Source organism: Haloarcula onubensis, from assembly GCF_031624605.1.
Taxonomy (GTDB): Archaea; Halobacteriota; Halobacteria; order Halobacteriales; family Haloarculaceae; genus Haloarcula; species Haloarcula onubensis.
Genome location: NZ_JAMQOS010000001.1, coordinates 92,926 through 117,859, shown reverse-complemented (window position 1 = coordinate 117,859; position 24,934 = coordinate 92,926). Strand labels below are relative to the sequence as shown.

The window sequence follows — 24,934 nt, the reverse complement described above, 5'->3', positions numbered from 1 at the left end:
ATCCCGCCGTTTCGGACGGCCGCCGGACCCGTCGTTCTACCAACCTGATAAATCAGTACGCATTTACCATCGGCTGGACATTGTGGGGCAGGAACAGATGGTGCCAGGGGACGGGATATCGAGGACGAAGCTACTCCTCGCAGTCGGTATCGGCGTCGTAGTCGTCGCCGGGGCGCTGACGTTGACCGGGGGGGTGGACTCGGCGGGCGCCATCACCCAGGTGCCGGCGGGCGTCGACAGCGTCGTTCGACTCGACCTGACTATCACGAGCGACCGCATCACGCAACTCGCGGCGGTGGCAAACGGCGCGCCGGTGGGCGGGTCGGGCAACGCCACGGCGATATTCGAAAACGAGACGGGTGTCGACCCGGGTCCGGCCCGCGAGGTGGTCGTCTTCAGCGACAACCGCAGCGAGAACGAGTCGGCCTACGGCGGGTTCGTCCTCCACACGGACGCCGAAACCGACACTGCCGTCGGGGGCATCCGGGACACCACGAACAGCACCTATCGGACGACGACGTACAGCGGGGCGACCGTCCACGTGCCGGCGAACGCTTCGAACCGCTACATCGGGGTGCTGGGCGAGGGACAAGTCGTCGTCGGCACCCAGGCCGCGGTGCGTGACACCATCGACGTGAGTGCGGGTGACGCCGACGCCCTCGACGGCCCGCTCCGGGCGGCCTACGAGGGCACGCGCAACGGGACGGTTCGCTTTGCCACGTCGGCCCCTGGGCGGTGGGTGCCCGCCGGCGGCGATTTCGTCAACGTCGAGGTGTACCGGAAGCTCGACACCGCGGCCGGGACCTACTACATCGACGGGGGGACGGCCGGTCTGACGGTCCGGCTCGGAGCGTCGAGCACTGCGAACGCACAGACGGTCGCCCAGGCGACACAGGGGGCGGCGGTCATCGGCCAGCGGACCATCGAGAACGAGAGCGTCGCGAGGTCGCTGGAGGCGGTCAACGTCACACGCGAGGGCAAGACGGTGACGGTACGCTACGAGCAGCCACTGGGCCCGTTCCAGCGGACCGTCCGGTATCTCTACGGGGCCTTCTAGATGTCGCTGCGCTCGCTGCTGTACAAGGAGTTGCGGTGGCTGCGACACAACCTCGCGACGGTCGTGCTCGTCCTCGTCGTCCTGCCCGGCATCGTGGCCGCCGGCACCGTCGCCTTCCAGCAGGTCATCCCGCGTGACACCCCGGTCGCGCTCGTCCCCGCGAGCGAGAACGTCACCGGGGACGATATGACGGCGATGCGGGGCGTGACGACCTTCTTCGCGGAGCCACACAGCTACGACGTCGACGAGCGCGAGCGGGCCATGCGCGCGCTCACCCGCGAGGAGGTCTACGCCGTCTTCGTCGTCCCGCCCGACTTGCTCGAGAGCGACGCCGACGTGACCGTCGAGATGTACGTCGAGGAGGAGATGGTCCCCTACGAGCAGCCCTCGCTGGCCATCGCCAGCATCCTCCGCTTTCAGGCGAATCAGATACTGCCCGCCGACGTGGGGGTCGAGCGAACCGCGGTCGGGGAGGACCGCACCCTTTCGGAGTTCCTGGTCAGCGTCGGCGCGATGCTCGTGACGATGCTCTTTGCCTTCGCGTACGTCCCCTACGTCGTCGCCGAGGAACAGCAGGTGTTCCGGCGCATCCGCGTCGAGTCCTCGCTGTGGCAACTGCTCGCGAGCAAGTTCGTGGTGCTCACGCCGCTGTTGCTCGTTCCCGTGGGTACCTTCCAGGCCATCGCGTGGTATCTGGACTTCTCGGTCGACCTGGTCGTGCCCACGGCTATCGGCGTGACGCTGCTCACGTTCGTCTATCTCACCGCAATCAGCCTCGGCGTGATGTTCCTGACGCGCTTTCGCACCGTCGGCCGGATGGCCAACGTCACCCTCATGTTCGGGAGCCTGGCCTTCTCGAATCTGGTCTATCCGGCGGGCTTTTTCTCGCCGCTGCGCCGGGAAATCGCAAAGAGCAGTCCGTTACACTACTCGATGGTCGTCCAGCGCGGCGCCGCGCTGAAAGGGCAAGGCCTCGCGACCTACGGCGACTACCTGCTGGGGCTGACCGGCTTCACGGTGCTGTGTCTCCTCTTTCTGGCCGGGACCGTCGTCTACTACGACCGGGGAGGCTACCGTGACTGACACCATCCGCTTCGAGGGGGTCAGCAAGTCCTACGGGGACGTGGTGGCCTTAGAGAGCGTGGACCTCGAACTCCGCCCCGGCCAGGTCCACTGTCTGGTCGGGCCCAACGGCAGCGGGAAGACCACCCTGCTTGACCTCCTGCTCGGGCTCACCCGCCCGACCAGCGGCACCGTCACCGTCCCCGACGTGCCCGTCGGCTGTAGCTTCCAGTCCCCCACTTTCTACCCGGGTCTGACGGTGGCCGAGAATCTGGACGTGTTCGCCCGGCTGTCGGGCTGTCCCGGCGAGGACTGGCGCGAGCGGCTGCTCTCGGTGTTCGGGCTCGACCGGGTGGCCGACCAGCTCGCCGGGACCCTCTCGGGCGGGTGGCAGAAGAAACTCGACCTCGCGCTGGGTTTCCTGAAACGGCCCGCCTACCTGCTGCTCGACGAGCCCTTTAGCGAACTGGACGACGCCTCGAAACGCCGCTTGCTCGACTTTCTCGCGGCGTTCTGTACCGACGACCGGACCGTCCTCGTCGTCACCCACCACGTCGGCCGCTTCGAGGACATCGTCGACCGCCTGACCGTCTTCGACGGCGGCAACGTACGGTACGACGGCGCCGTCGGCCCCGACGAGACCGCCCACGACCGGTATCTCGAAGTACTCGGACTCGACAGCTAGGGCAGATACTGGTCGTAGAGGTCGTCTATCCACTCGTTGTACGCCGCGCCCTTCGGCGAGCCCCACGGATTGCGCGAGAAGTAGTACATCGACGCGAACAGCGTCGCAATCCACAGTGCGAACGCCGGCGGGACAAAGAGGCTCCAGAGGAACGTCGTCGTCCCGGCGATGAGCGCCGCGACGAGGAGGTCCACGAACTGGTGGAGACGGTTGACCATACCACACGTTTACCACGGAGCGGCCTAAGCTTGCGGAAAGCGGGAGAAAGCTGAGAGAACGATAGAGAAGCATACCGAACTCGCGCGTCGCGCGAGTTCGGCCTTTTTCGCGAACGTTTTTGCAAGCGGGGGTGGCCATCGGCCACCCCCCGCAGCAAAAAGGTTCTCTAGAAGTAGTCGATAGCGGCGGGCAGTTCCGTCTTCATGCCCTTGCGCTCTCGAATCTCCGTGATCTTCTCCGGCTGGAGGTTGTCGGCCATGACCTGGAAGCCGGCGTTCTCGGTGTTCCAGGAGGCACGGCCCTCGGTGGCGCTCCGGATGTCGCTGGAGAAGCCGATCATCTCGTCGACCGGTGCGACGCCCTCGACGACCATCAGGTCGCCTTCCTGGTACATGTCGTCGACGCGGCCACGGCGGCCCTGAATCTCGCCGCTGGCGGCGCCCATGTGCTCGTTGGGGACGTCGATGCGGACCTGCTGGATGGGCTCCAGCAGCTTGATGTCGGCGTCGATGAGCGCGTTGTGGACGGCCTCCCGGACGGCGGGGATGACCTGTGCCGGACCGCGGTGGATGGCGTCCTCGTGGAGGCGGGCGTCGTGGAGGCGAAGGAGCGAGCCCTGGACGGGTTCGTTGGCCAGCGGGCCGTCGTCCAGCGCTTCCTCGAGCCCCTCGATGACGAGTTCCATCGTCTCGTTGAGGTGCTGGATACCCTTCGTCTCGTCGAGCAGGATGTTCGTCCCGTGGATGTGCTCGATGTTCTGGGAGTCGTCCTTGTCCATGCCGGCCTCCTGCAGCGCTTCACGGCGCTCCAGTTCGGGCATGTCCATCGAGGCCTCGCCGAGCTTGATGGCCTCGACGATGTCCTCGCCCAGCGGTTCGACGGTGATGTAGAACCGGTTGTGGTTGTTCGGCGACCGGCCCTCGACCTCGCGGGACTCGGACTGGACGGCCTCGCGGTAGACGACGATGGGCTCACCGGTGTTGATGGGGATGCCCTGGTTGCGCTCGATACGCTGGCCGATGACTTCGAGGTGGAGTTCACCCTGGCCGGAGATGAGGTGTTCCCCGGTGTCCTCGTTGATCTCGATCTGGATGGTCGGGTCCTCTTTGGCGACCTGCTGGAGCGTCTTGATGAGGTTCGGCAGGTCGTCCATGTTCTGGGCCTCGACGGACTTCGTGATGACCGGCTCCGAGATGTGCTCGATGGACTCGAAGGGGGTCATCTCGACGGAAGACACCGTAGAGCCGGCGATGGCGTCCTTGAGACCGGTGACGGCGGCGATGTTCCCGGCGGGGACGTGGTCCACTTCCTCGCGCTCGCCGCCCATGTAGATACCGACGCTCTGGATGCGGTTCTTGCCCGCGGTCCCGGAGACGTACAGCTCCTGGCCCTTCTCCAGCGTGCCGGAGAAGACACGACCGGCGGCGATTTCGCCGGCGTGGGGGTCGACACCGATGTCGGTGACCATCAGGACGACTTCGCCGTCCTCGTTGACGAGGCGCATGTCCTCGGCGAGGTCGGACTCGTCGTCGCCACGCCAGATGCGCGGGACGCGCATCGGCTGGGCGTCGACGGGGTTCGGGAAGTGCTCACAGACCATGTCGAGGACGACGTTCGACAGCGGCGTGCGCTCGTGGAGCTCCTGGCGCTTGTCGGCGCGTTCGAGTTCCATGATGTCGCCAAAGTCCATGCCGGTGCGCTGCATCGACGGCATCGAGACGCCCCACTTGTACAGCGCGGAGCCAAAGCCGACGGTGCCCTCCTCGACGGAGACCGTCCAGTTCTCGATGTCGTCCATCTCCTCGGTCATCCCGCGGATGAGCTCGTTGACGTCGTCGATGACGTTGAGGAGTCGCTTCTGCATCTCCTCGGGGCCCTCCTGGAGCTCGGAGATGAGGCGGTCGACCTTGTTGATGAACAGCGTCGGCTTGACGCCCTCACGCAGGGCCTGCCGGAGCACCGTCTCGGTCTGGGGCATCGCGCCCTCGACGGCGTCCACGACGACCAGCGCGCCGTCGACGGCCCGCATCGCGCGGGTGACGTCTCCGCCGAAGTCGACGTGGCCGGGCGTGTCGATGAGGTTGATGAGGTGGTTCTGGTCCTCGTACTCGTGGGTCATCGAGACGTTGGCCGCGTCGATGGTGATACCGCGTTCCTGCTCGTCCTCCTCGGTGTCCATCGCGAGCTGCTGGCCCGCGGTGTCGTCGGATATCATGCCTGCCCCAGCGAGCAGGTTGTCCGTCAGCGTCGTCTTGCCGTGGTCGACGTGAGCGGCGATGGCGATGTTCCGGATGTGTTCCGGGTCGCTCATCAGTGTCTCACATTCTTGTACAATCTTTTTGCGTCGGCCCATTATACAGAATCGTATCGTCAGCAGGGTCAAAAGGATAGTGTTTCCCCGTGAGCGTCTCACCGAGACGCGAGCGCGGAAGGGCGGCAGGAAGCGAGCCTGTCGAGCGGACTGGCGGTGTTTTCCCGTGAGCGTGTCAGCGATACGCGAACGGGGACGCTCGGCAGAGAGCGGACCGCCGGTCTGTCTGTGCGGGATGGACGGACTCTCCCGAGCAGTGAGAAGGGCAGTGTCGGGGTGTGTGAGCTGTCGGCCCGTGGCCGATTCCTGGCTGGCAATAGCTAGCAAGCCCGCAAGAACCATACGCCGCCGGCCCGTGTGAACGAGACACATGGACGTACACGTACAGGGCGGACCGGCCGAACCGTTTCTCGGCGCGCGAAACCTCTTCTCGACCGAACACGACCTCGACAGACCGGTGACGGTCCGGGTCCGCGAGGACCCCGACGAGCGGACACGCGTGAGCCACGACGCCGCCGGTCACGAACTCACTATCTCCCGGCAGGCGGCCACGAGCGCGATGGCCCGCGAACTCGCGCTTCACGAGTTCGCCCACATGCACCACAACGAGCGGGGCCACCCCTCCCACACCCAGTCGACCGAGGAGGCCATCTACCTCGCGCTCGCGGGCCACAGCGTCGAGCAGCGCAAGCTCACGCACTGCTACCAGATAGCAAACCACATGAAAGACATCTACGCCGACGACGTCTGGATGGCGCTGGTCTCGGGCGAGAAGCTGGTGGCCTTTCTGGAGGCGAGTCTCGCGGCCGCCGTCTCGGACCGTCCGGGCGGTCAGCCGGGCTGGACCCAGCTCACGCCCGCCGCCGACCCCGACATCACGGCGGTCAACGCGGCCTTCGCGCTGGCGCTGGTCGAGCGCCACGACCTCGTCGGCGAGGGTCACCCGCTGTACGACCTCGCGCACGCGGCCGGGCAGGACGCCGATGGCATCGACGTGACGGAGTTCAAGCGCTACTTCGCCGGCCTCTCGCCCGACCCCGACGAGTCGGAGTTCCGGAAGGCACTGGTCGACATCACGAGAGCGTACGCTACGGCCGGCAGCGGCCAGGCCGCCGACTAGCGCGGTCAGTCGAGCACGTCGAGGCCGGTGACCTCGAACCGCGCACCGCCCGACTCGGCGGCCGTCACCTCGACCGTCCAGCCGTGGGCCTGTGCGACGTCCTCGACGATGCTCAGCCCGAACCCGGTCCCGGTGTCCTGCGTGCTGTACCCCGATTCGAAGACGGTGTCCCGTTCGGACTCGGGGATACCGGTGCCGTCGTCGGCGACGAAGAAACCCGCGTCCGACGACAGCGCGCCGACCCGGACGTTGACCGCGGCGGCCGTCGTATCCGCGTCGTCCGCTGAGCCCTGCCCCGCGGCGTCCTGGCGAGCCTGCGAGTCAGGGGTCGTGGAACCGTGTTCCACGGCGTCGTCGGGACGCTGTGTGTTCCGATTGCCCGTCGAGCTATGCTCGACGGCGTTCCGGAAGAGGTTCTCGAGGAGTTGCCGGACCCGCCCGCGGGCGCCCTCGAACTCCAGGTCCGTCTCCACGTGGAGCGTCGCCCCGTCGGTCGGGACGTCCGCCCAGCACGAGCGGGCCACGGCCGACAGCTGGAGGTGGTCGGTCCGCTGGATGTCGTTCTCGCCGCGCGCCAGCGTCAGCAGGTCGTCGACGAGCGACTCCATCCGGGTGAGCGCGTGCTCTGCGGCCGCCAGGTGGTCGCTGTCGCGCTGGTCTCGTTCGTGTTCGACGCGGCCGCGTGCGACCGTGAGCGGATTCCGCAGGTCGTGTGAGGCGGTCGAGACGAACTGCTCGAGGCGTTCGTTCAGCGCTTCGAGCCGCTCCTGTGCTTTCCGTCGCTCCGTTATCTCCCGGCTGACTCCGATGAGACCGACGATGTTCCCGTCCCCGTCGTAGCGGGGCACCTTCGATGTCAGGTACCACTCGTCGCGTGAGGCGTAGTACTCCTCGCGGTCGACGATGGACTCGCCCGACTCGATGACGTCCAGGTCGTCGGCGAGGCCCTTGCTGGCCTCGCCGGCGGGGACGAGTCGGCTGTAGAGGTCAGAGCGGCCCACGACCGTCGACGGGTCGTCGGTGTGGGCCTGACTGACACGGACGTGTCGTGCGTCGGCGTCCTTGACGTAGAGGTGGACGGGGAGCCGTTCGAACAACTGGTCCAGGATGTCCGCCTTCCACCGCACGTCCCCCGTGTCGTCCGCGGGCTGGGCGCCCGCCGGCAGGTCGGTCCGGGCTCCTTCGAGCGCGCGCTCGACAGTCCCGACGAGTCGGTCCGCCGGCCGCCCGTCCGAGAGCGGGACGAACCCGTGCAGGTCCCGCTCGACCGCCGTCGCCGCGACGGTACCGGTCGGCTCGGCCAGCAGCACGACCGGGACGACGGGGTCGGCCGCCCTGACGAGGTCGTCCGCGTCGAAGCCGGTGCCGTCCGGGAGGTCGTGGTGGACTACCACGCAGTCCGGGTCGGCGTCGAGTCGCGCGTCGAGCGTCGAGAGGTCCGCGGCGACCGTCACCGAGGCCGACGTGAGGCCGCTCCGGAGCCGTGTGACTATCGTCCCGTCCGGGTCGGGCCCGACGTAGAGGAGTTCGGCGGCTGTTCCCCTATCGACCATGGTTGATAATGGTATTAACAACGCCCGTAAATAATAATGGTGGAAGATAGCTGTCAGTATCCGACTCACGGGACGACCGCGACCAGCGGCCAGCACGAAAGCGCGACGCCCAGCGCTGCCACCGGATAGTCCCGGCGGCGAAAGGCCATCTCGGGCGGGGTCGGGTTCCAGGCGAAACAGCGGGCCCGGAGCGCGAGCGAGAGCCGGTCCGAGCGCGAGAGTGCCCGTGCCAGTCCGACGACGGCGATGCGCCGTGCCCGGTCGACGACCGACCGGCGCCCGCCCCCGCGGGCCTGGATGGCCTCCCGCACCGACAGCAGGTCCCGGCGGAGGACGGGGAGAAAGCGGAAGGTCAGCGCCACGCCGACGCCAAGCGCCTGGCCGGTCCGGCCCGGGACGTACCGCTGGATGACCGCTCGGCTCTCTCTGACCGGCGTCGTCCGGACGTAGACGGCGGCCACGGTCAACACGAGGACGACCCGCGTTATCGCCAGTAGCGGCCCGACCGCCCGCGCCGGGTCCAGATACGGCGGCGTCAGCGCCAGTAGCGCCGACAGCGGGCTCAACAGGAGGATGACCAGCGCGAAGCGGTAGCTCCGGGCGACCGAGAGCGGCGAGAGCCGCCCGGCCAGTAGCGCCAGCGCCGCCAGCCCGGTCAGGACCGCCAGCCGCCGCGGCGTCGGCCCCGCGAAGGCGGCGACGGCGAAGCCGAACTGACAGGCTAGCTTCGACCGGGCGTCGAGCCGGTGGGCGACCGTCTCGCCGGGAGCGTAGGTCAGCATCCGCCGTCGACACCGTGGGCTTCCAGGTCGGCGATATCGTCCGGGGGCGCGTCGGCGACGATTTCGCCGTCGGCCAGCGCGACGACACGGTCGGCCCGCTCCCGGAGGTCCCGCAGGTCGTGCGTGACGACGACGACGCTCGTCCCCGCCGCCTGCAGCGAGTCCAGTCGGGCCAGCAGCGACCGGCGCGCGCGCAGGTCCAGCCCGGCGAAGGGCTCGTCCAACACGAGGTGTGTCGGCTCCATGGCCAGCGCGCCGGCGATGGCGACGCGGGCCTGCTCGCCGCCCGAGAGGGTGTCGACGTGGGCGTCCTCGCGGCCGTCGAGTTCGACCGCCGACAGCGCCGAGGTGACGCGGCGGTCGATTTCGTCGCGGTCGAGGCCGAGATTCTCGGGCCCGAAGGCCACGTCGGCGCCGACGGTGGCGGCCACGAGCTGGTCGCGGGGCTGCTGGAACACCATGCCGACGGCCGTCCGGGCCGCGAGCGGGTCCGCGGTCACGTCCGTGCCGTCGACGGTGACGGTGCCCGAGTCGGGCTCCAGCAGGGCGTTGAAGTGACGCACCAGCGTCGTCTTCCCGCTGCCGTTGGGCCCGACCAGCAGGCAGAACTGGCCGTCCGGTATCGACAGCGTCACCTCGTCGAGGGCGACGGCGTCGCCAAAGCGGTGGGTGAGGTCCCTGACCGCTATCATGCGGTCGCGGTCGACTGCTGGCGGGCGAGCACCCCGCCCTTGACCAGCGCCAGCGTCGCGGCTATCTTGATGGCGTCACCGGGGAGGAAGATTAGCGCGCCGACGGTCAGTGCCTCGGCCGGCGGGAGCCCGGCGACGGCGACCAGCCACGGAACGCCGACGGCGTAGATACACACCAGCCCGGCGAGGAGGGCCACGACCTGTCGCGCGAGCGGGACCTCGGAGAGTGGCTTTGGCTCTATGCTCCGGTGGGCGATAGCGCCGATGAGCACCGCCGCAAGCAGGAAGCCGACGAGATACCCGCCCGTGGGACCCACCACGTACCCCAGGCCACTTCCCGCGTTCGAGAACACCGGCGCGCCGGCGATACCGGCCAGCAGGTACAGCCCGATGGAGAAGCCGCCCCAGCGCGGCCCCAGCAGCAGGCCGGCGAAGTAGACGCCAAAGACCTGGAAGGAGACGGGCGCGGGAAGCCCCGGCAACGGTATCGAGACGTACGCGAACGCGGCCGTCAGCGCCGCCAACAGCGCCGCGAGCGCGATGTTCGAGACGGCCTCATCACCGACGAGGTCGACCGACTGCGTTCCTGACATACCAACGAGTGGCCCGTCAACCAAGAAATAGCTAGTGGTTTACAGCGCCGTCACCGCTGGGAGTCCCGCAGGATAAAGGGGCCGATAGCGAGCGTTCGCTTGGCGACGGTGGCGATGCGGGCGATGTACGACACCAGCAGGAGGAAGGGGAGCAGGGAGACCGTAAAGGCCCCGCCGACGAGCCAGAGGATGTTCCGGACGCCGGCCGTCATCCCGGGGACCGGCCCGCTCCCGAAGAAGGCGAGCATCCCGCCGGCGACGACCAGCGCTGGCACCGCCACGTAGAGGATGAGCTGGGAGAGGTCGATGAGCGCCCACTGGAAGTACAGCGTCTTGATGTGTTCGCGGGCCGGCCCGAACATCGACAGCGTCGTCCGCAGTTCCTGTAGCAGCGTCTCGGTCTCGTCGTCGATGGCGTCGCCGTAGTCGTGGGCGAGTCGCTCCACCTGGAATATCTTCCAGCCGTAGTTGAAATCGAGCGCGGCGAACAACACGTCGAAGGAGCCAAACGTCGCCCCGTCGAGTTCGTCGCCCACCTCGTCGGCGTTGCCGGTGACGCTGTCGGTGAACTCGTCGACCTCCCCGCGGAGTTCGTCGTCGTCGCTGCCCGAGACGGCGTCTCGCAGGGCCTTCGTCCGTCGGCGTGTCTCGTCGACGAGCGTCCGCAGGAACGCCGAGGGGTCCGCCGGCGTCGGCTCGTCGAACAGTTCGCTGGCGTAGTCCCGGACGTCCATCGTGTTGCTCATCCGTTCGTGCTGGTCGCCGAGGGGCCCGTTCTCCTGGGAGATGACGAGCTGACTGATGGTGACGACGAGCGTCGTGCCGGTGATAATCGCGCCCAGCATCGTCGAGAACAGGGTCGCCCGCGTGTCCCCCGACTGGAGCGTCGAGACGGAGTCCGGGACGACGACCGCACCGAGCGCGACGAACGTCGCGAAGACGACGGCGGCGAGGACGCCCGTGATGAGCAGGCGGTTCGCGCTGAGCAACACCCAGAGCTTGAACCGGCTCTCGCCGGCCCGTTCGCGCATCGTGTTGGCCGTGCTGATATCCGTGTCGCCGCTGGTCCGCATGTCGGTGTCGGCGTCGGGGTCGGCGTCGACGTCGGGCTCGGGCTGTTGACTCATTCGTCACCGTCTGTCGCCGGTCGCTTGAACAGGAGGTACTTCGTCCCGCCGCCGACGTACTCGACGGTGTCGACGAGCTCCCACCCCTCGGCGCCGAGGTCGTTCAGCGCCGCTTTCGGGTCGACGGCTTCCTTCTTCGTCGGCCCCCGGCGCGGCCGGAGCGTCTCGTACTCCCAGGTGGTTCGGTCGGCGTCCATACGCCGGGGAGGCGCCCCTCGGTGAAAAGGTCAACGAGGTGACTATAGAGAGCCGGAGCCCGTGCTACCGGGCGTGAGAAAACGGGAGAACGGAAGCGATATTACCGCGCTGCGGCCGCGACGCGCTCTTTCTCTTCTTTCTGGTTGACCGAGTAGGTGCTGACGTCGTTGTTGGCGGCGCCGATGAGCAGGGACGCCAGGGCCTCCTCGGCGCTGGTGGTCGTCTTGAACGAGCCGCCGTAGGTGCCCTCGGCGATGAACTTCAGTGCCTGGTCGACGCGGCGCTGGGGCGCGACGTCGACGGCCTTCGGGACCGAGATACCGCCGTACTTCAGGCGGACGGTCTCCTCGCGGGGCGCGCTGTTCTCGACGGCCTGGACGAGCACCTGCACCGGGTTCTCCTCGGTGCGCTCGTGGACGATGTCGAAGGCGTCGCTGACGATGCTGGTGGCGAGCTGTTTCTTGCCCGTGTTCTCGTCGGTCTGCATCAAGCGATTGATGAGCCGCTCGACGACGCTGATTTCGGACTTCTGGAACTGCTTGTTCGAGTGGCGACCCATCGTGTGAGCGATGGGCGTCACCGTGATGTACCGTTCCGTCGAGGGGTCCGAATACTCGATGTTGGTGACCGACCACTCGCCGAACAGCTCGGCGCGGGCCGGCTCTTCCTCGGGGACTTCGTCGGCCGATTCCTCGGGTTCGGGGGCGTCTTCGTCTGCACTCATGGTTATCGGACCGGTTTCTCGGCGTTACCGCGGACGAGTTCGAGCATCGAGACGCCGTTTACCTTCTCGACCTTGTAGTTGACACCGGAGAGGTCGCCCATCGCGCGACCCTTCGCGCCGCCGATACCGGCGATGGTGACCTCGTCGTGTTCGTCGATAAAGGAGATAGCGCCGTCGCCGGGACAGAACGCGGTGACCTGCTTGCCGTTCTTGATGAGCTGGACCCGCACGCATTTCCGAATCGCGGAGTTGGGCTGTTTGGCCTCGATGCCCACCTTCTCCAGCACGATACCGCGGCCCTGAGGAGCGCCTTCGAGCGGGTCGGACTTCTTGCCGAGCCCGCGCTCGCGTCGCGCGTAGTCCGAGTCGGACCACCGGTGTTTCTGGCGGTCCTTCTTCAGCTTGCGCGCGGCGTATTTGCCGTTTGCCATAGTACACGTCGGTATCCTGCCGAGCTACTTAAGACTCCTCTTTCGTCGTCGCGGACACGCCAGTGTCTGGCGTTCACACGGGACGACCGACGCGTCGACAGCCCGCTCGCGCGCGGCGCGACCGGCCGGGTTTCAGCTGGTGAAGGAGCCGACACCATTAATTGTAATGCTGATGTCTGGGAGACAATGCTGTCCTCGCTCGCGGAGTGTATCGACACCGCGCCCCGGACCGAGAAGGCGCTGGTCACCGTCAACAGACAGGGGCCCGATACGCTCCTGTCGCTGCTCCGTCGGGCGTTCGAGAACCAGGGTGTCAGTCTCGGTGATGTCTACGTCCCCGAGGGCGACGACGACGTGGTCCTGCTGGTCGAGGACGGCCGCGTCACCGCCACCTCACCGATGGCACAGCTCCGCGATACCTTCCTGCTTGTCAACACCGACTACTACCGGACCGGCCCGAACCTCCTCGACGAGCGGGCCGTCCCGGACGTGCTCGCCGGGCTGAGCGACGTCGAGTTCCACGTCCGGGGGTTCCCGGCCTCGGCCAAGGAGAAGCTCGTACTCGTCGTCATCTCCCGGCTCATCGAGGGGCGGGCGCTGTCGGCCGCCGAAGGGACCTACCACGTCGGCTTCCAGTACCTCGCGCGGCTCGACGCCGAGGGCGGGACGCGGGCCGTCCACGAACGGCTCGCGGAGACGGCGCTCGACGTACACATCTACGGGGGGCGCGAGCACGGGAGCCGGGTCGCCGACGCGCTCGACGCGACGGTCCACGCGGCCGGCGGCGAGGAGCTGCGGCGCTCGTGGTTCGTCGTCTACGAGCCCCCCGACGGGGGGCCCGAACACATCGCCCTCGTCGCCGTCCTGGTCGGCGACAACGAGTGGCGAGCCGTCTGGACAGAATCCCGCGAGCTGGTCGAGGAGACCGCCGCCTACCTCGAAACCGCGCTACAGTCGGGTACCCGCGACTGAGTTCGCGAGCCCTCAGGTCAACTCGATGCCGTCGATGTCGAAGTGTCGCTTCGCCAGGGTTCGCGCGGCGTCGATGTTGCGGCCGTCGCGTCCGATGGCCGCCCCGTGGTCCTCCTGTGGGACCTCGACGTAGGCGACGGTGTCGCCGTTCTCCGAGACGGTGACGTTGTAGACGGCCGCTGGTGCCAGGGCGTTGGCGACGAAGTCCTCGGCGCGCTCGGCGTCCTCGATGAGTTTCACGTCCCGGCCCAGTCGCTCCTCGACGCGGGAAACGGTGGTGCCGCCGGGGCCGATGGCGTCGGCTATCTGACCGCGCTTGACCAGGTAGACCACCTGTTCGTGGGCCTCGTCGACGACGCAATCCCGGACGGTGACACCGGCCTCGTCCTCGAAGAGGGCGACCAGCCGCCGGGCTTCGTCCGAGATTTCGACGCCCATCAGTCCTGTGTGGTGCCCATGCGGAGGTCGACGTCGCCGGTGCCCAGCTTGATGGGCTTGCCGACGATGACGTTCTCCGTGACGCCGTCCAGTTCGTCGACCTCGCCGTGGATGGCGGCGTCGAGCAGGTGGTTCACCGTCACCTCGAAGGCGGCCCGCGCCAGCACGGAGTCTTTCGACCCCGAGATGCCGTGGCGGCCGATGGACTCGATGGTCCCCTCGTTGGTCATGATGTCCGCGACCAGCATCAGGTGGCGGACGTTCACGTCGTCCAGCCCCTGCTCTTCGAGCGTGTTCATCGTCTCGTTGATGAGCGTCTCGCGGGCGGCCTCGACGCCGAGGCTCCGGTAAATCTCGTGGATGTTGTTACACGTCGTCCGGGAGGCGTCGACGCCCTCGATGCCGAGGACTTCGCCGAAATCGGAGCCCTCGGTGTAGAGGACGAACTCCTCGCCGTCTTCGAGGTCCTCCTTGCGGATGACGACGCGGGATATCTCGTCGATACCCTTGAAGACGATGTCGCGCAGTTCCTCGACCAACTGGAGCAGGTCTCGGTAGCTGGGCTCCTCGGGGCCGAACTCGATGACAGTCCCGGCCTGGCGGGCCTGGACGCCGAGATTCGACTCGATGGTCTCTGCGATCTCCTCGGCGATGGCCTCGGTGTTGTCGACCGTGGGCCACCGCTCCTGTAAGGTCTCCTCGTTTAAGTCGATCTGGACGAGCATGTCCGCGACGTTCGTGGAGATATCACCCAGCGCGAGGATGCGCGTGGCCTCTATCTTCCAGACGACCTCGTGGGCCTTCTCGCGGTCGTCGGCGTACTCCTCGTCGAGATGGACCGTCATCATCGGCGTGTCCGGCGTCTTCCGGGCGTCCACGAGTTCGATGAGGCGTGGCAGCCCCTGGGTCACGTCGATTTCGGCGACCCCCGCGTAGTGGAACGTGTTCATCGTCATCTGCGTTCCGGGTTCGCCGATGGACTGGGCCGAGACGGTTCCGACCGGGTCAAGCGGGTCGACGCGGGTCTGCATGTACCGGGACTCGACGGCCTGGGCGATGCGGTCGGCGTCCTCGACGCCGACGCCGCGTGCTTCGACCGCGCTGTACACCTCGTCTTTCAGCCGCCGGGGGAGCTCCGTGTCCTCGACGACGGCCTCGATGTCATCTGATACCATTAGTCGTCACCCTCCGCCATCCACCAGTCGTCGGCGTGTTCGGAGAGGTTCGTTCGCTCGGTCCGCTGCCCGAGGAAGCTCTCTTTCTGTTTGTCGCTCTCGAACTCCTCGTCGAGGACGCTGTCGGCTATCCCCTCGACGTCGACGGCGGCCTCGTCCTGGTTCGAGGAGACGTCCACCGGCGAGGTGCCGTCCTCGCCGAACTCGAACTGGACGATGGTGTCGCTCGTGTCCCGGACGGTGCCGTCGTACTGGGTCTCCAGTTCGGAGAGCGCGTTGATGAGCCGGCGCTGGAGGTAGCCGGATTTGGAGGTCCGGACTGCCGTGTCCACCAGCCCCTCGCGGCCACCCATCGCGTGGAAGAAGAACTCCTTCGGACCGAGGCCGGACCGATAGGACGACTCCACGAAGCCGTGGGCGTCCGAGGAGAGGTCGTTCTCCTCGAAGTGCGAGAGGGTGCGGTTCTCGTAGCCGCGGTTGATGCGCTCGCCCCGAACTGCCTGCTGGCCGACACAGCCGGCCATCTGGGTCAGGTTCAGCATCGAGCCACGCGCGCCGGACTCGGCCATCACGACGGCCGGGTTGTCGTCGTCGAAGTGGTCCTCGGCGATGTCACCGGCGGAGTCCCTGGCCTTGCCCAGCGTCTGCATTATCTTCATCTCCAGGGTCTCGTCGACCGTACGGCCGGGCAGCGATTCGAGGTCGCCCCGCTCGTAGGTCTCGATGAGTTCCTCGACGCGGTCGTAGGCGTTGTCGATGGCGTCGTTGATCTGCTCTTCGGCCTCGTGGGGAATCGACTCGTCGTCGATACCGATGGAGAAGCCAAAGTGCATGATGGAACGCATCGCCAGCGCGGAAATCTCGTTGACCAGGATTCGGGCGCGGGTCTTCGAGTAGTCCTTGGCGATGACGTCGACGACCTCGCCGCCGAAGGCGCCCACGCCGTCCTCGTCGATGGTGCCCGAGACCATCTGGCCGTCCTCGATGACGACGGTGTCGCCGGCGGAGGACGTAAATTCGAGGTTCAGGTCGTCGGGCAGCAGCTCCGAGAACAGCGTTCGGCCGGTCCAGTAGGGCTCGCCGGTCTCGTCCTCGCCGTCCGGGGCGGGCAGCTCGTCGATACGCGTCGCCCGGAGCATGTCCAGGGCCTGCGTCTCGTTGAACTGCGGGTTGGTGTGGGTCAGCAGGTAGGTCCCGCTGATGTGGTCCTGGATGGCCCCGATGATGTTCTCGCCGAAGCGCGGCGAGAGCATCTGTTCCTGCACGCGCATGAGGACCCGGGCCTCCGCGCGGGCCTCCTCGTTTTGCAGCGCGTGCATGTTCATCTCGTCGCCGTCGAAGTCGGCGTTGTAGGGCGGACAGACGACGGTGTTGAGCCGGAACGTCTTGTACGGCATCACCACGACCTCGTGGGCCATGATGGACATCCGGTGCAGCGACGGCTGCCGGTTGAAGATGATGATGTCGCCGTCGACCAGATGCCGGGACACTTCCCAGCCGGGCTCGACCTTCTCTGCGAGTTCCTCGCAGTTCTTCTCGGTCACCTTCAGGCGGCGGCCGTCGGGCCGGCGGACGTAGTTGGCGCCGGGGTGGCCCTCGGGCCCGTTGGCGACGTAGCGCCGGGCGTTGTCGAGGTTGCGCTCGTTGACGTTCATCGTCTGGGTCATCTCGCGGGCGACCCGTTCGGGGACGCCGACCTCGTTCAGCGAGAGGGTCGGGTCCGGCGAGATGACGGTACGAGCGGAGAAGTTGACACGCTTGCCCGACAGGGAGCCACGGAAGCGGCCCTCCTTGCCCTTCAGGCGCTGGGAGAGGGTCTTCAGGGGGCGACCGGAGCGGTGTCGCGCCGGCGGCGTGCCCGAAATCTCGTTGTCCATGAACGTGGTGACGTGGTACTGCAGCAGCTCCCAGAGGTCCTCGATGATGAGCTGTGGGGCACCCGCCTCGCGGTTCTCCATGAACCGCTGGTTGATGCGGATGATGTCCACGAGCTTGTGGGTCAGGTCGTCCTCGCTGCGCTGGCCGTTGTCCAGCGTAATCGAGGGACGAGCGGTGACCGGCGGCACCGGCAGGACGGTCAGAATCATCCACTCCGGCCGGGAGCGCTCGGGGTTCATCCCCAGGACCTCGATGTCCTCGTCCGGGATGTCCTCGAACCAGTCCCGGATGTCGGAGGGCATCAGCTTGTTCATGTCCTCCTCGGTGAGGTCGACGGAGAGGGCCTTCTCGATGGCCCGGCGGTCCTCCTGTCGCGGGCGGAAGTCACCGCTGATAATCTCCTGGACGCGGCCGGCGTCGATGCCGGTCTCCTCGGCGAGGTCGCTTGGCGTGATGCGGTCGTCGGCCTCCTCCATGGCCTCGGCGATGCGGCCGGGGTAGTCGGCCGAGAGCACCTGCTGGACCTCGTAGTAGGTCGTCGGCTTCTCGTGTTTGATGTCGTACTGCTTCTCGCCGCAGAACGGACACGTGTCCTTCTTGCGGGCCTGCCGGATGGCGGCCTTGGTCACGTCGTTCAAGTCACGACCCAGGTCGCGGGTCCGCTGGAGTCGGTCGCGGAACTCGTCGCGCTCGTGCTCGTCGAGACAGAGCCGGGAGCACTCCCGGCAGGTGCCCCGAAGCAGGCGGCGAATGAGCTTCGCGAAGCCGACGTGGATGACGGGCGCGGCGAGTTCGATGTGGCCGAAGTGGCCGTTGCACGACCCGCTGTGTTTCCCGCAGGTCTTACACTCCAGGCCGGGGTCGATGACGCCCAGGCGCGGGTCCATCAGCCCCATGTCGATGGGGAAGCCGTCGTCGTCGTAGGTGTCGGCCGTGATCACTTTCGTGGCCGACATCTCGCGGTACTCCTCGGGGTCCATCAGCCCGAAGCTGAGCGACCCGATCTCCTGTGGTGTCTGTTGTGAACTCATACGGCGTCCTCCAGTTCGATGCGCGGGGCGATGCCCAGCGCCTTCATCTCGTCGAGCAGGAGTTTGAACGCGTAGGACATCTCGACCTCGTGGATGTCGGTCTCCTCCTCGCAGTTGGGGCAGTAGATACGTCGCTGTTCGACGTTCTCGACGGCGGTCATCCCACACTTGCCACAGACGTTTATCCACTCGCGGTCGGACTCGTCGAGCAGGCGCTCCTTGAGCGCCATCGCCGCGCCGTGCCCGATGAGCACGTCGCGTTCCATCTCACCCACGCGCAGGCCGCCCTCGCGGGCCCGGCCTTCCGTGGGCTGGCGGGTCAGCACCTGCACCGGCCCGCGCGAGCGGGCGTGCAGCTTGTTCGAGACCATGTGATACAGCTTCTGGTAGAAGATGTCGCCGACGAAGATGTCGGCTTCAATCTTCTCGCCGGTCACGCCGGAGTACATCGTCTCCTTGCCCGAGGAGTCGAAGCCGTGTTCCTCCAGGGAGCCACGCAGTTCCTCCTCGTCCTCCCCGGTGAAGGCGGTGCCGTCCACGCGACGCCCTTCGAGGGCGCCGACCTTCCCGCCGATCATCTCCAGGATGTGGCCGACGGTCATGCGCGAGGGCAGCGCGTGCGGGTTGATGACGAGGTCCGGGACGACCCCCTCCTCGGTGAAGGGCATGTCCTCCTGGGGCGCGATGTGGCCGACGACGCCCTTCTGGCCGTGACGGCTGGCGAACTTGTCGCCCAGTTCGGGGATGCGCTCGTCGCGCACGGAGACCTTCGAGAGCTTGGAACCGTCCTCACCCTCCATCAGCGTCACCGTGTCGACGACGCCGGATTCGCCCGAGCGCATGGTCACGCTGGTCTCGCGTCGCTTCTGGGGCGAGAGCCCGCCCATGTCGTCGGGCTCTTCGAGGAACCGCGGGGGCGACGTCTTCCCGAGCAGGACGGCGTTCTCGCCGACCTGGGTCTCCGGGTTGACGAGGCCGTCGTCGTCGAGGTGCGTGTACGCCTCCTCGCCGCGAGCGCCGCGCACGTCCTCGTCGGGCATCTCGAAGCGGTCCTCCTGCCCGCCGGGGTAGCGCCGTTCCTCGCCCTCGTAGGTCCGGAAGAAGTGGGAGCGAGCCAGCGCGCGGTCGACCGACCCCTTGTTCATCACGAGGGCGTCCTCGATGTTGAACCCCTCGTAGCTCATGACGGCGACGACGAAGTTCTGCGCGGCGGGCCGGTCGTCGTAACCGATTTGCTCCGTGGTCTGGGTCTTGACCATCGAGAGCTGCGGGTAGTGCAGCAGGTGCTGGCGGGTGTCGGGCCGGATGCGGTAGTTCGCGCTGGGCAGGCCCAGCGACTGCTTTATCATCCCCGACCCCATCGTAATCCGCGGGCTGGCGTTGTGCTCGGGGTACGGAATCATCCCCGCGCCGATACCGAACATCAGCTGCGGGTCGACTTCGAGGTGGGTGTGGTTCTCCGTGAGTTCGTCCTCGCTGACCCCGACGAGGATATCCTCCTCCTCCTCGGCGTCGATGAACTCCACGAGGCCGCGCTCGACGAGTTCCTCGAACTCCAGGTCGCCGTTCTTGACGGCCTCGACCTGTTCGTCGGTCATCAGCGGCTCGCCGTTCTCGACGACGAGCAGCGGGCGGCGGGCCCGTCCGGCGTCGGCGTTGATGATGACCTCGTCGGTCCGTCCCTTCACCGAGACGTTGACCATCTGGGAGACGTCCCCCCGGCGTCGGGCCTGTCGGACCTGTTCTGCGAGCTGTTCGGGGTCGGGATGTGTCCCGACCAGGCTACCGTTGACGTATACTTTGGCTTCTCGGCTCTGACTCATGTTAGTCGTCCGCGGGCGTCTGTTCGATGGATTCGATACCGGGGATGCCCTGGACCCCCATGTCCGCGAGTTCCTGTTTCAGCCCCTGTGCGTCCGCGACGTCCTGTGACAGCTCCATCGCCTGTGCGAAGTTCTTCACGAGCCCGCAGTTCGGCCCCTCCGGCGTCTCGGAGGGACAGATGCGACCCCACTGGGTCGCGTGCAGGTCCCGGGCTTCGAAGTGTGGCTGGGAGCGGCTGAGCGGCGAGCGCAGGCGCCGCAGGTGTGAGAGCACGCCCATGAAGTCGGTGCGGTCGACCAGTTGGGAGACGCCCGAGCGACCCCCGACCCAGTTCCCCGTCGCGATGGGGTGTTCCAGCCGTTCGGTCAGCACGTCCGACCGGACCACCGTGGAGACGGAGAGCTGCCGATTCCGCATGTTCGCGCGTTCGAGCTGGTACTTCACGTCCCGGGCGAGCTTGTTCAGCGCGGTCCGGAACAGGTCGGTCATCAGGTCGCCGCTGACCTTCAGACGCTTGTTTGCGTAGTGGTCCTTGTCGTCGGCCTCGCGGCGTTCCAGGGCGAGTTCGAAACACGCCTCGGCCATCCGGCAGAGGTAGTACGCCTTGTTGATGCGGACCTCCTCCTCGTCGACGCCCTCCTCGTGGAGGTGTGGCAAGAGGTAGCGGTCGATGACGTAGTTCGCCCGCTTGAGCTGGTAGTTCTTGCCCTGGCCGGAGGCGACGCGCTGGCCGAGCGTCTCGATTGCCTCCTCGGTCGTCTGGACCTCCGCTTCCTCCAGATTTTCGAGCATGAACTTCACGATTTCCGGGTCCTCGGAGACGCGGTGGACGATCTCCTCGTCGGATTCGAGTCCGAGGGCGCGAACGAGCGTGACGAAGTCGATAGAGCCCGAGACGGAAGGGAAGGAGACCTCAAGAAGCCCGTCGCGGGTCCGCTCACAGAGGACCAGCGCGCGGTAGCCACGGCGCTGGGAGAAGGTCTTGGCGACCTGCACCTCGTCGCCGTACTTCGTGTCGTACTCGGCCAGAATCTTGTTCGGCGCCAGGTCCTCGCTCGTCATCAGGACGCGCTCGGAGCCGTTGACACAGAAGTAGCCGCCGGGGTCGGCCGGGTCCTCGCCGATGTCGATGAGTTCCTCGCGGGTGAAGCCGGCGATGTTACACTTGTTCGAGCCGACCATGATTGGCATCCGGCCAATCTTGGTCTCGGTGCGGTCGACGACTTCCTCGGGTTCCTCCTCGCCGCCCCGGACGATGGCCATCTCCATGAACACCGGCGCGGAGTAGGTGATGTTCCGGAGGCGGGCCTCCTGGGGATAGAGCAGTTCCTCGCTCCCGTCGGCCTCTCGGACGCGGGGCGTGACGACGCGGACGTCGCCCAGTTCGACCCACACCGGCTCCTGGCCTTCCTTGTCGCCGATGTCGGTGTCGATGGTCTCTTTCTCGTCGACCACCTGCTGCATCCCTCGGTCGAGGAAGGCGTTAAACGAGCGGAAGTGGTGTTCTGCGAGCCGTTCCTTCGCGAAGTACTCACGCGATATAGCGCGTCGGTCCTGTGTGTCCATTATTCGACCACCAGTCGATAGACGACTGCCGTGTCGGTGGTTCGCGAGTCGCGTTCGATTCGGATGACGTCACCGACCTCGGCCTCGTCCGGCAGTCCGGGGTCGGCGCGTTTTATCTTCGGGAGGTCGGTCTTCTTGATGTCGTACTCGTCGAGCACTGCTTCGAGGTCTGCCTCGTCGACGACGCTGTGGTCGGGGACGAGGTCGTGTTGACTTACATCTACCATGTGTGTGTGCGTGCGTGGGGCCTGTGGCTGGAGAAGGTGGCTGTCACGAGATACTACAGGTCGCTATAGTCGGCACCCTAATAACACTTACCAACTCGGCCGGCAGTAGCTACTGGACCCCCGACCCACTGCGGGGGAGAACGGCTTGCGTTATCACCGGATTCGCCCAGAACGGATATAGAGGTTTGGGTCCCGTCAAGTGGTTCCATGGCAGGGCGCCCTCCTTTGGAAAGCCTTAATACTAACACCGGGATACGATTGAGTGCAGTAAGGCAGCGTGCCCGGATGGTGTAGTGGCCCATCATACAACCCTGTCACGGTTGTGACGCGGGTTCAAATCCCGCTCCGGGCGCTTCTTCGAAATCAAACTCCCAAGCGACGCGTTTCATCGCGTCGCGTTCTGGTTTCGCTGGACGACCGAGAGGGATTTGAATCACGCGAGACGAACGTGGTGAGTCTCGCTCGGGTTCAAATCCCGCTCCGGGCGAGCAAAAACGGATTTGTAAACGGGGTATAACTATACAGGAAATTGCGTGTACATTCCGTATGCACAACTGGCTCAGATGGAGCGGCATCTGGCTAAGCGCATGGCTACTCACCACCGCGGTCATCGGTATCTTGTACGCCGTGTTGGCTACGGTCGGGACGGTCGCTCTGGTGGAAGTTATCTCGACGCTGTTTGTGATAGCTGTTCTCGATGCTGTCGTCCTCGCCGGGTGCGTAGGGCTGTACGGTATGGACCGTCAAAAGGCGAGTCGGGTCGTCGGGGCCGGAGGTGTCGTTCTCGTCCTGGTGATCGCGCTCGGACCGGTGTCCCCTTCTGGTCCCGACTCCGGTGGGCCGCCGTACAGTGGCACAGTGGCCTCCGAAGATCCGCTCCAAAACCAGTCAGAATCGTACACTCTCAGCGTCGACAGCGGTGACCGAATTACGATCGATTTCTCGGACGGTGCTCGGGGCTACTGGTCGATCGGCCTCCCAGAACCGAAGCAGACGATATCCGGCCGGATACCTGCACGAAAGGATTACGCGACCGTCAGAAAGGTGACACACGACACGGGCACCTTCGTGTACACCGCGAATCAGTCCGGCTCCCACGAGATCAGTATTTCGGCCGAAGTGTACCAATCCGCGAGCTATCGCATCTCCGTAGCCGAGTCCGGATAGCCGCCGGGCTCCGTTGTCCACTGGTAGCGGACCACACAGTTGTCCGAAGCCCCGAAAGTAGGGCAAAAGATAGCCCGGAAGCCACAGCGCCGTCACTCGCCGGAACCACGCGCACCAACGGGGGCAAAGCCCCCCGTCCCTGTCATAGGTCCACCTCGGGGTGGACGTGTGGTACGTCACCGTACCACGGTATATCTTTTGTGCCCGCCGACAGACTGTTTAGTCGGCCGGTACCATGGGCAGGCATGGACGATATCGAGGGTGAGGAGATGCCGGGCGCCATCGTCGAGGCGTTCCTCGACCGGGAAGAGGGGGTCCGGGCGCTGCTGGAGGAACTGGAGAAGCTCACCATCGAGGGGCGCCACGGGGCGGTCCGCGAGCGGCTCCGGAACCTCGCCGACAGCGACGAGGCGGTGTTTTACACGGTGGCGTTCTCGCTCACTAACTCGCGGCAGTTCTTCGGCGACGTCGAGGCCCAACTGGACGTGACCGCCGCCGACCGGCTGCGGGACCTCGCCGGCACCTACCCGACGCTGGCGGAGCCGTTCAACATCGTTCGGACCGAGCGTGCTGAGGACCGCCTGAACCCCGTCACGGACACGAGCTACACCGTCTCGTACCACCACGGGGTCGAGTCGCCGATGATAACCTACAGTCCGCTGTCGGGCGACCAGGAGCTGTACGAGTCCCGGGGGACCCCCAGTGAGGTGTTGCGCGTCTCGACGGATCTGGCGGCCGCGACCACCGACGCCCTGGACGTCGCCCTTGACGAGGACTTCTCGGTCAACACCGAGGAACTGTCGACGCTCATCGACCGCCGTGAGGAACTGGAGACGGAGCTGTCGAAGCTGCGCGACCAGCTCGACGAGTTGCGGCGCAAACCGGTAGAGGAGTAACGGGGGTCCGACCGGAGGGAGGACCCTCGTTACAGGAACGGAGTGACCCGCGAGCAGCGGGAGAGTGAGCGACCGTCACATCCGGACCGCGGCTCTGCGGTTCCCTACGGTCACCGCTTCGCTTCGAGGCCCCTCACTGCGTTCGGGGCCTCGCTCTGGAGGACGGCGCTTATATACCGTCACCGGATACCTCTAGATACGAATGGGCATGGAGCGACTACGCGATCAGGTCGAGAAGGAGAGCCGGGACCTCTCGATACTCGGTGCGGTCATCGACGACGGCCCCATCGGTATCGTGCGGCTGGCCGAGGAGACCGGGATTCCCGAACACAAGGTGCGTTACTCGCTGCGGATGCTGGAGGACGACGGGCTGGTCGAGCCGACGCCACAGGGCGCGGTACCGGCAGACGACATCGCCGAGCGCGTCGCGGACATCAACGCCGGGCTGGACCGCCTCGTCGAGCGCCTGGAGGAGTTGGAGTCGGTCGTCCCGGCGGCCGAGGCGGCGGAGTAACCGGCGACCCGACGAACTGTTTTGTCCCGCGGGCGAGAACCCCGGCTATGGATATCGCGCTCATCAGCGATACGCACATCCCCTCGCGGGCGAGTCGGATTCCCGACCCGTTCCGCGAGCGCATCGCGGCCGCCGACCACGTGGTCCACGCGGGCGATTTCGACAGCGAGGGCGCGCTGTCGAACGTCCGCGCGATGGCCGCCAGGCTGACCGCCGTCGGCGGGAACATGGACCCCAGAATCGGGCTGCCAGACCGCGCGACGGTCGAACTGGGCGGGGTGACGTTCGTCGTCACGCACGGCACCGGGTCGAAGCGCGGCTACGCGGACCGCGTCGCGACCGTCGTCCGCGAGGAAGCGAGTGCGGAGGCGGTCGGCGTGGCCGGCCACACCCACGAAGTGATGGACGCGACCCACGGCGGCGTCCGGTTGTTGAACCCGGGGAGCGCGACGGGGGCGGCGCCGGCCGACCGGGCGACGATGCTGACGGCGACGGTCGACGACGGCGCGCTGGACGTGGAACTACACGAGGCGTAGCGAGGGCGACCGGCGGGAGGCCTCGAAAGCGAGCGGAGAGAGCGACCCGTGAGCAGCGAGGACCCGGACGGAGTGGCGGTCGTCACCGGCCCACGCGTCGCGGACACCGGCAGCCATTGCCACGAACGGCGGGCCTTGCGAGTAACGGCGTCCTTT

At 66.6% G+C, this 24,934-nt stretch carries 26 protein-coding genes and 1 tRNA gene; 10 read left to right on the top strand and 17 right to left on the bottom strand.

Annotation, left to right across the window (positions count from 1 at the left end):
• Positions 1–82: 82 nt before the first annotated feature.
• Genes NDI86_RS00670 through NDI86_RS00660 form a run of 3 tightly spaced genes read left to right on the top strand, consistent with a single transcriptional unit; the run spans position 83 to position 2,804 of the window.
• Positions 83–1,057, top strand: a complete 975-nt coding sequence (locus NDI86_RS00670) for a hypothetical protein (RefSeq protein ID WP_310898460.1) — start codon at positions 83–85, stop codon at positions 1,055–1,057.
• Positions 1,058–2,140, top strand: coding sequence for an ABC transporter permease (locus tag NDI86_RS00665; RefSeq protein WP_310898459.1), 1,083 nt, complete (start codon positions 1,058–1,060; stop codon positions 2,138–2,140).
• Positions 2,133–2,804 (top strand): ABC transporter ATP-binding protein, encoded by a 672-nt coding sequence (locus tag NDI86_RS00660; protein WP_310898458.1) that lies wholly within the window; start codon positions 2,133–2,135, stop codon positions 2,802–2,804. Before NDI86_RS00665 ends, NDI86_RS00660 begins: the two co-directional genes overlap by 8 nt.
• Here the strand turns inward: NDI86_RS00660 and NDI86_RS00655 are convergent.
• Both NDI86_RS00655 and NDI86_RS00650 read right to left on the bottom strand, forming a co-directional pair.
• Positions 2,801–3,022: a hypothetical protein gene (locus tag NDI86_RS00655; RefSeq protein ID WP_310898457.1), complete on the bottom strand. Its 222-nt coding sequence runs from the start codon at positions 3,020–3,022 to the stop codon at positions 2,801–2,803. The two genes, NDI86_RS00660 and NDI86_RS00655, sit on opposite strands and share 4 nt — an antisense overlap.
• A 167-nt stretch (positions 3,023–3,189) precedes the next feature.
• Complete coding sequence (locus NDI86_RS00650; RefSeq protein ID WP_310898456.1) at positions 3,190–5,376, bottom strand: elongation factor EF-2; 2,187 nt, start codon at positions 5,374–5,376, stop codon at positions 3,190–3,192.
• A 328-nt stretch (positions 5,377–5,704) separates the two neighbouring features.
• Here NDI86_RS00650 and NDI86_RS00645 point away from each other — a divergent pair, with 328 nt between their 5' ends.
• On the top strand, positions 5,705–6,454 hold the full coding sequence (locus NDI86_RS00645; RefSeq protein WP_310898455.1) for a DUF5781 family protein: 750 nt from the start codon (positions 5,705–5,707) through the stop codon (positions 6,452–6,454).
• 5 nt (positions 6,455–6,459) lie between these two features.
• Here the strand turns inward: NDI86_RS00645 and NDI86_RS00640 are convergent, their stop codons facing one another.
• The 8 genes from NDI86_RS00640 to NDI86_RS00605 form a co-directional block, all read right to left on the bottom strand.
• Entirely contained in the window at positions 6,460–8,007 is a 1,548-nt protein-coding gene (locus NDI86_RS00640; RefSeq protein WP_310898454.1) for a receiver/sensor box histidine kinase, read from the bottom strand.
• 65 nt (positions 8,008–8,072) lie between these two features.
• Entirely contained in the window at positions 8,073–8,789 is a 717-nt protein-coding gene (locus NDI86_RS00635) for an energy-coupling factor transporter transmembrane component T family protein (protein ID WP_310898453.1), read from the bottom strand.
• Positions 8,783–9,481 (bottom strand): energy-coupling factor ABC transporter ATP-binding protein, encoded by a 699-nt coding sequence (locus tag NDI86_RS00630; RefSeq protein ID WP_310898452.1) that lies wholly within the window; start codon positions 9,479–9,481, stop codon positions 8,783–8,785. Before NDI86_RS00630 ends, NDI86_RS00635 begins: the two co-directional genes overlap by 7 nt.
• Positions 9,478–10,074: a biotin transporter BioY gene (locus NDI86_RS00625; protein WP_310898451.1), complete on the bottom strand. Its 597-nt coding sequence runs from the start codon at positions 10,072–10,074 to the stop codon at positions 9,478–9,480. Before NDI86_RS00625 ends, NDI86_RS00630 begins: the two co-directional genes overlap by 4 nt.
• 50 nt (positions 10,075–10,124) lie before the next feature.
• On the bottom strand, positions 10,125–11,201 hold the full coding sequence (locus tag NDI86_RS00620; protein WP_310898450.1) for a DUF7972 family membrane protein: 1,077 nt from the start codon (positions 11,199–11,201) through the stop codon (positions 10,125–10,127).
• Positions 11,198–11,398 carry a DUF4177 domain-containing protein gene (locus NDI86_RS00615; RefSeq protein WP_310898449.1) on the bottom strand — a complete coding sequence of 67 codons (201 nt, stop codon included), beginning with the start codon at positions 11,396–11,398 and terminating at the stop codon, positions 11,198–11,200. Before NDI86_RS00615 ends, NDI86_RS00620 begins: the two co-directional genes overlap by 4 nt.
• 101 nt (positions 11,399–11,499) lie before the next feature.
• Positions 11,500–12,123 (bottom strand): 30S ribosomal protein S7, encoded by a 624-nt coding sequence (locus tag NDI86_RS00610; protein ID WP_310898448.1) that lies wholly within the window; start codon positions 12,121–12,123, stop codon positions 11,500–11,502.
• Between the two features lie 2 nt (positions 12,124–12,125).
• A complete protein-coding gene (locus NDI86_RS00605; RefSeq protein WP_220589566.1) occupies positions 12,126–12,554 on the bottom strand; it encodes a 30S ribosomal protein S12 in 429 nt (142 codons plus the stop codon).
• A gap of 186 nt (positions 12,555–12,740) precedes the next feature.
• Here NDI86_RS00605 and NDI86_RS00600 point away from each other — a divergent pair, with 186 nt between their 5' ends.
• Positions 12,741–13,526 (top strand): DICT sensory domain-containing protein, encoded by a 786-nt coding sequence (locus tag NDI86_RS00600; protein ID WP_310898447.1) that lies wholly within the window; start codon positions 12,741–12,743, stop codon positions 13,524–13,526.
• A gap of 12 nt (positions 13,527–13,538) precedes the next feature.
• Here the strand turns inward: NDI86_RS00600 and NDI86_RS00595 are convergent, their stop codons facing one another.
• From NDI86_RS00595 to NDI86_RS00570, 6 genes are read right to left on the bottom strand one after another with little or no spacing between them, the layout of a single operon-like run.
• Positions 13,539–13,964, bottom strand: a complete 426-nt coding sequence (locus tag NDI86_RS00595) for a NusA-like transcription termination signal-binding factor (RefSeq protein WP_310898446.1) — start codon at positions 13,962–13,964, stop codon at positions 13,539–13,541.
• The gene (gene rpoA2 / locus NDI86_RS00590) at positions 13,964–15,139 is read right to left on the bottom strand and encodes a DNA-directed RNA polymerase subunit A'' (protein WP_310898445.1); all 1,176 of its coding nucleotides are present in this window, start codon (positions 15,137–15,139) and stop codon (positions 13,964–13,966) included. Before rpoA2 ends, NDI86_RS00595 begins: the two co-directional genes overlap by 1 nt.
• Entirely contained in the window at positions 15,139–18,048 is a 2,910-nt protein-coding gene (locus NDI86_RS00585; protein WP_310898444.1) for a DNA-directed RNA polymerase subunit A', read from the bottom strand. Before NDI86_RS00585 ends, rpoA2 begins: the two co-directional genes overlap by 1 nt.
• Positions 18,045–19,871 (bottom strand): DNA-directed RNA polymerase subunit B, encoded by a 1,827-nt coding sequence (rpoB, locus tag NDI86_RS00580; protein ID WP_310898443.1) that lies wholly within the window; start codon positions 19,869–19,871, stop codon positions 18,045–18,047. Before rpoB ends, NDI86_RS00585 begins: the two co-directional genes overlap by 4 nt.
• Position 19,872: 1 nt before the next feature.
• Complete coding sequence (locus NDI86_RS00575) at positions 19,873–21,438, bottom strand: DNA-directed RNA polymerase subunit B'' (protein ID WP_310898442.1); 1,566 nt, start codon at positions 21,436–21,438, stop codon at positions 19,873–19,875.
• Positions 21,438–21,665 carry a DNA-directed RNA polymerase subunit H gene (locus NDI86_RS00570; protein WP_310898441.1) on the bottom strand — a complete coding sequence of 76 codons (228 nt, stop codon included), beginning with the start codon at positions 21,663–21,665 and terminating at the stop codon, positions 21,438–21,440. Before NDI86_RS00570 ends, NDI86_RS00575 begins: the two co-directional genes overlap by 1 nt.
• Positions 21,666–21,944: 279 nt before the next feature.
• On the opposite strand from NDI86_RS00570, the gene NDI86_RS00565 reads away from it, so the two are divergent.
• From NDI86_RS00565 to NDI86_RS00545, 5 genes are all read left to right on the top strand, one after another.
• Positions 21,945–22,017, top strand: a tRNA-Asp gene (locus tag NDI86_RS00565).
• Positions 22,018–22,211: 194 nt separating this feature from the next.
• Positions 22,212–22,832: a hypothetical protein gene (locus NDI86_RS00560; protein WP_310898440.1), complete on the top strand. Its 621-nt coding sequence runs from the start codon at positions 22,212–22,214 to the stop codon at positions 22,830–22,832.
• 245 nt (positions 22,833–23,077) lie between these two features.
• Positions 23,078–23,728, top strand: a complete 651-nt coding sequence (locus tag NDI86_RS00555; protein WP_310898439.1) for a hypothetical protein — start codon at positions 23,078–23,080, stop codon at positions 23,726–23,728.
• Between the two features lie 208 nt (positions 23,729–23,936).
• Positions 23,937–24,242, top strand: a complete 306-nt coding sequence (locus NDI86_RS00550) for a winged helix-turn-helix transcriptional regulator (protein ID WP_310898438.1) — start codon at positions 23,937–23,939, stop codon at positions 24,240–24,242.
• 47 nt (positions 24,243–24,289) lie between these two features.
• The gene (locus tag NDI86_RS00545; protein ID WP_310898437.1) at positions 24,290–24,778 is read left to right on the top strand and encodes a metallophosphoesterase family protein; all 489 of its coding nucleotides are present in this window, start codon (positions 24,290–24,292) and stop codon (positions 24,776–24,778) included.
• Here the strand turns inward: NDI86_RS00545 and NDI86_RS00540 are convergent.
• Positions 24,764–24,895 carry a hypothetical protein gene (locus tag NDI86_RS00540; RefSeq protein ID WP_310898436.1) on the bottom strand — a complete coding sequence of 44 codons (132 nt, stop codon included), beginning with the start codon at positions 24,893–24,895 and terminating at the stop codon, positions 24,764–24,766. The two genes, NDI86_RS00545 and NDI86_RS00540, sit on opposite strands and share 15 nt — an antisense overlap.
• Positions 24,896–24,934 lie beyond the last annotated feature (39 nt).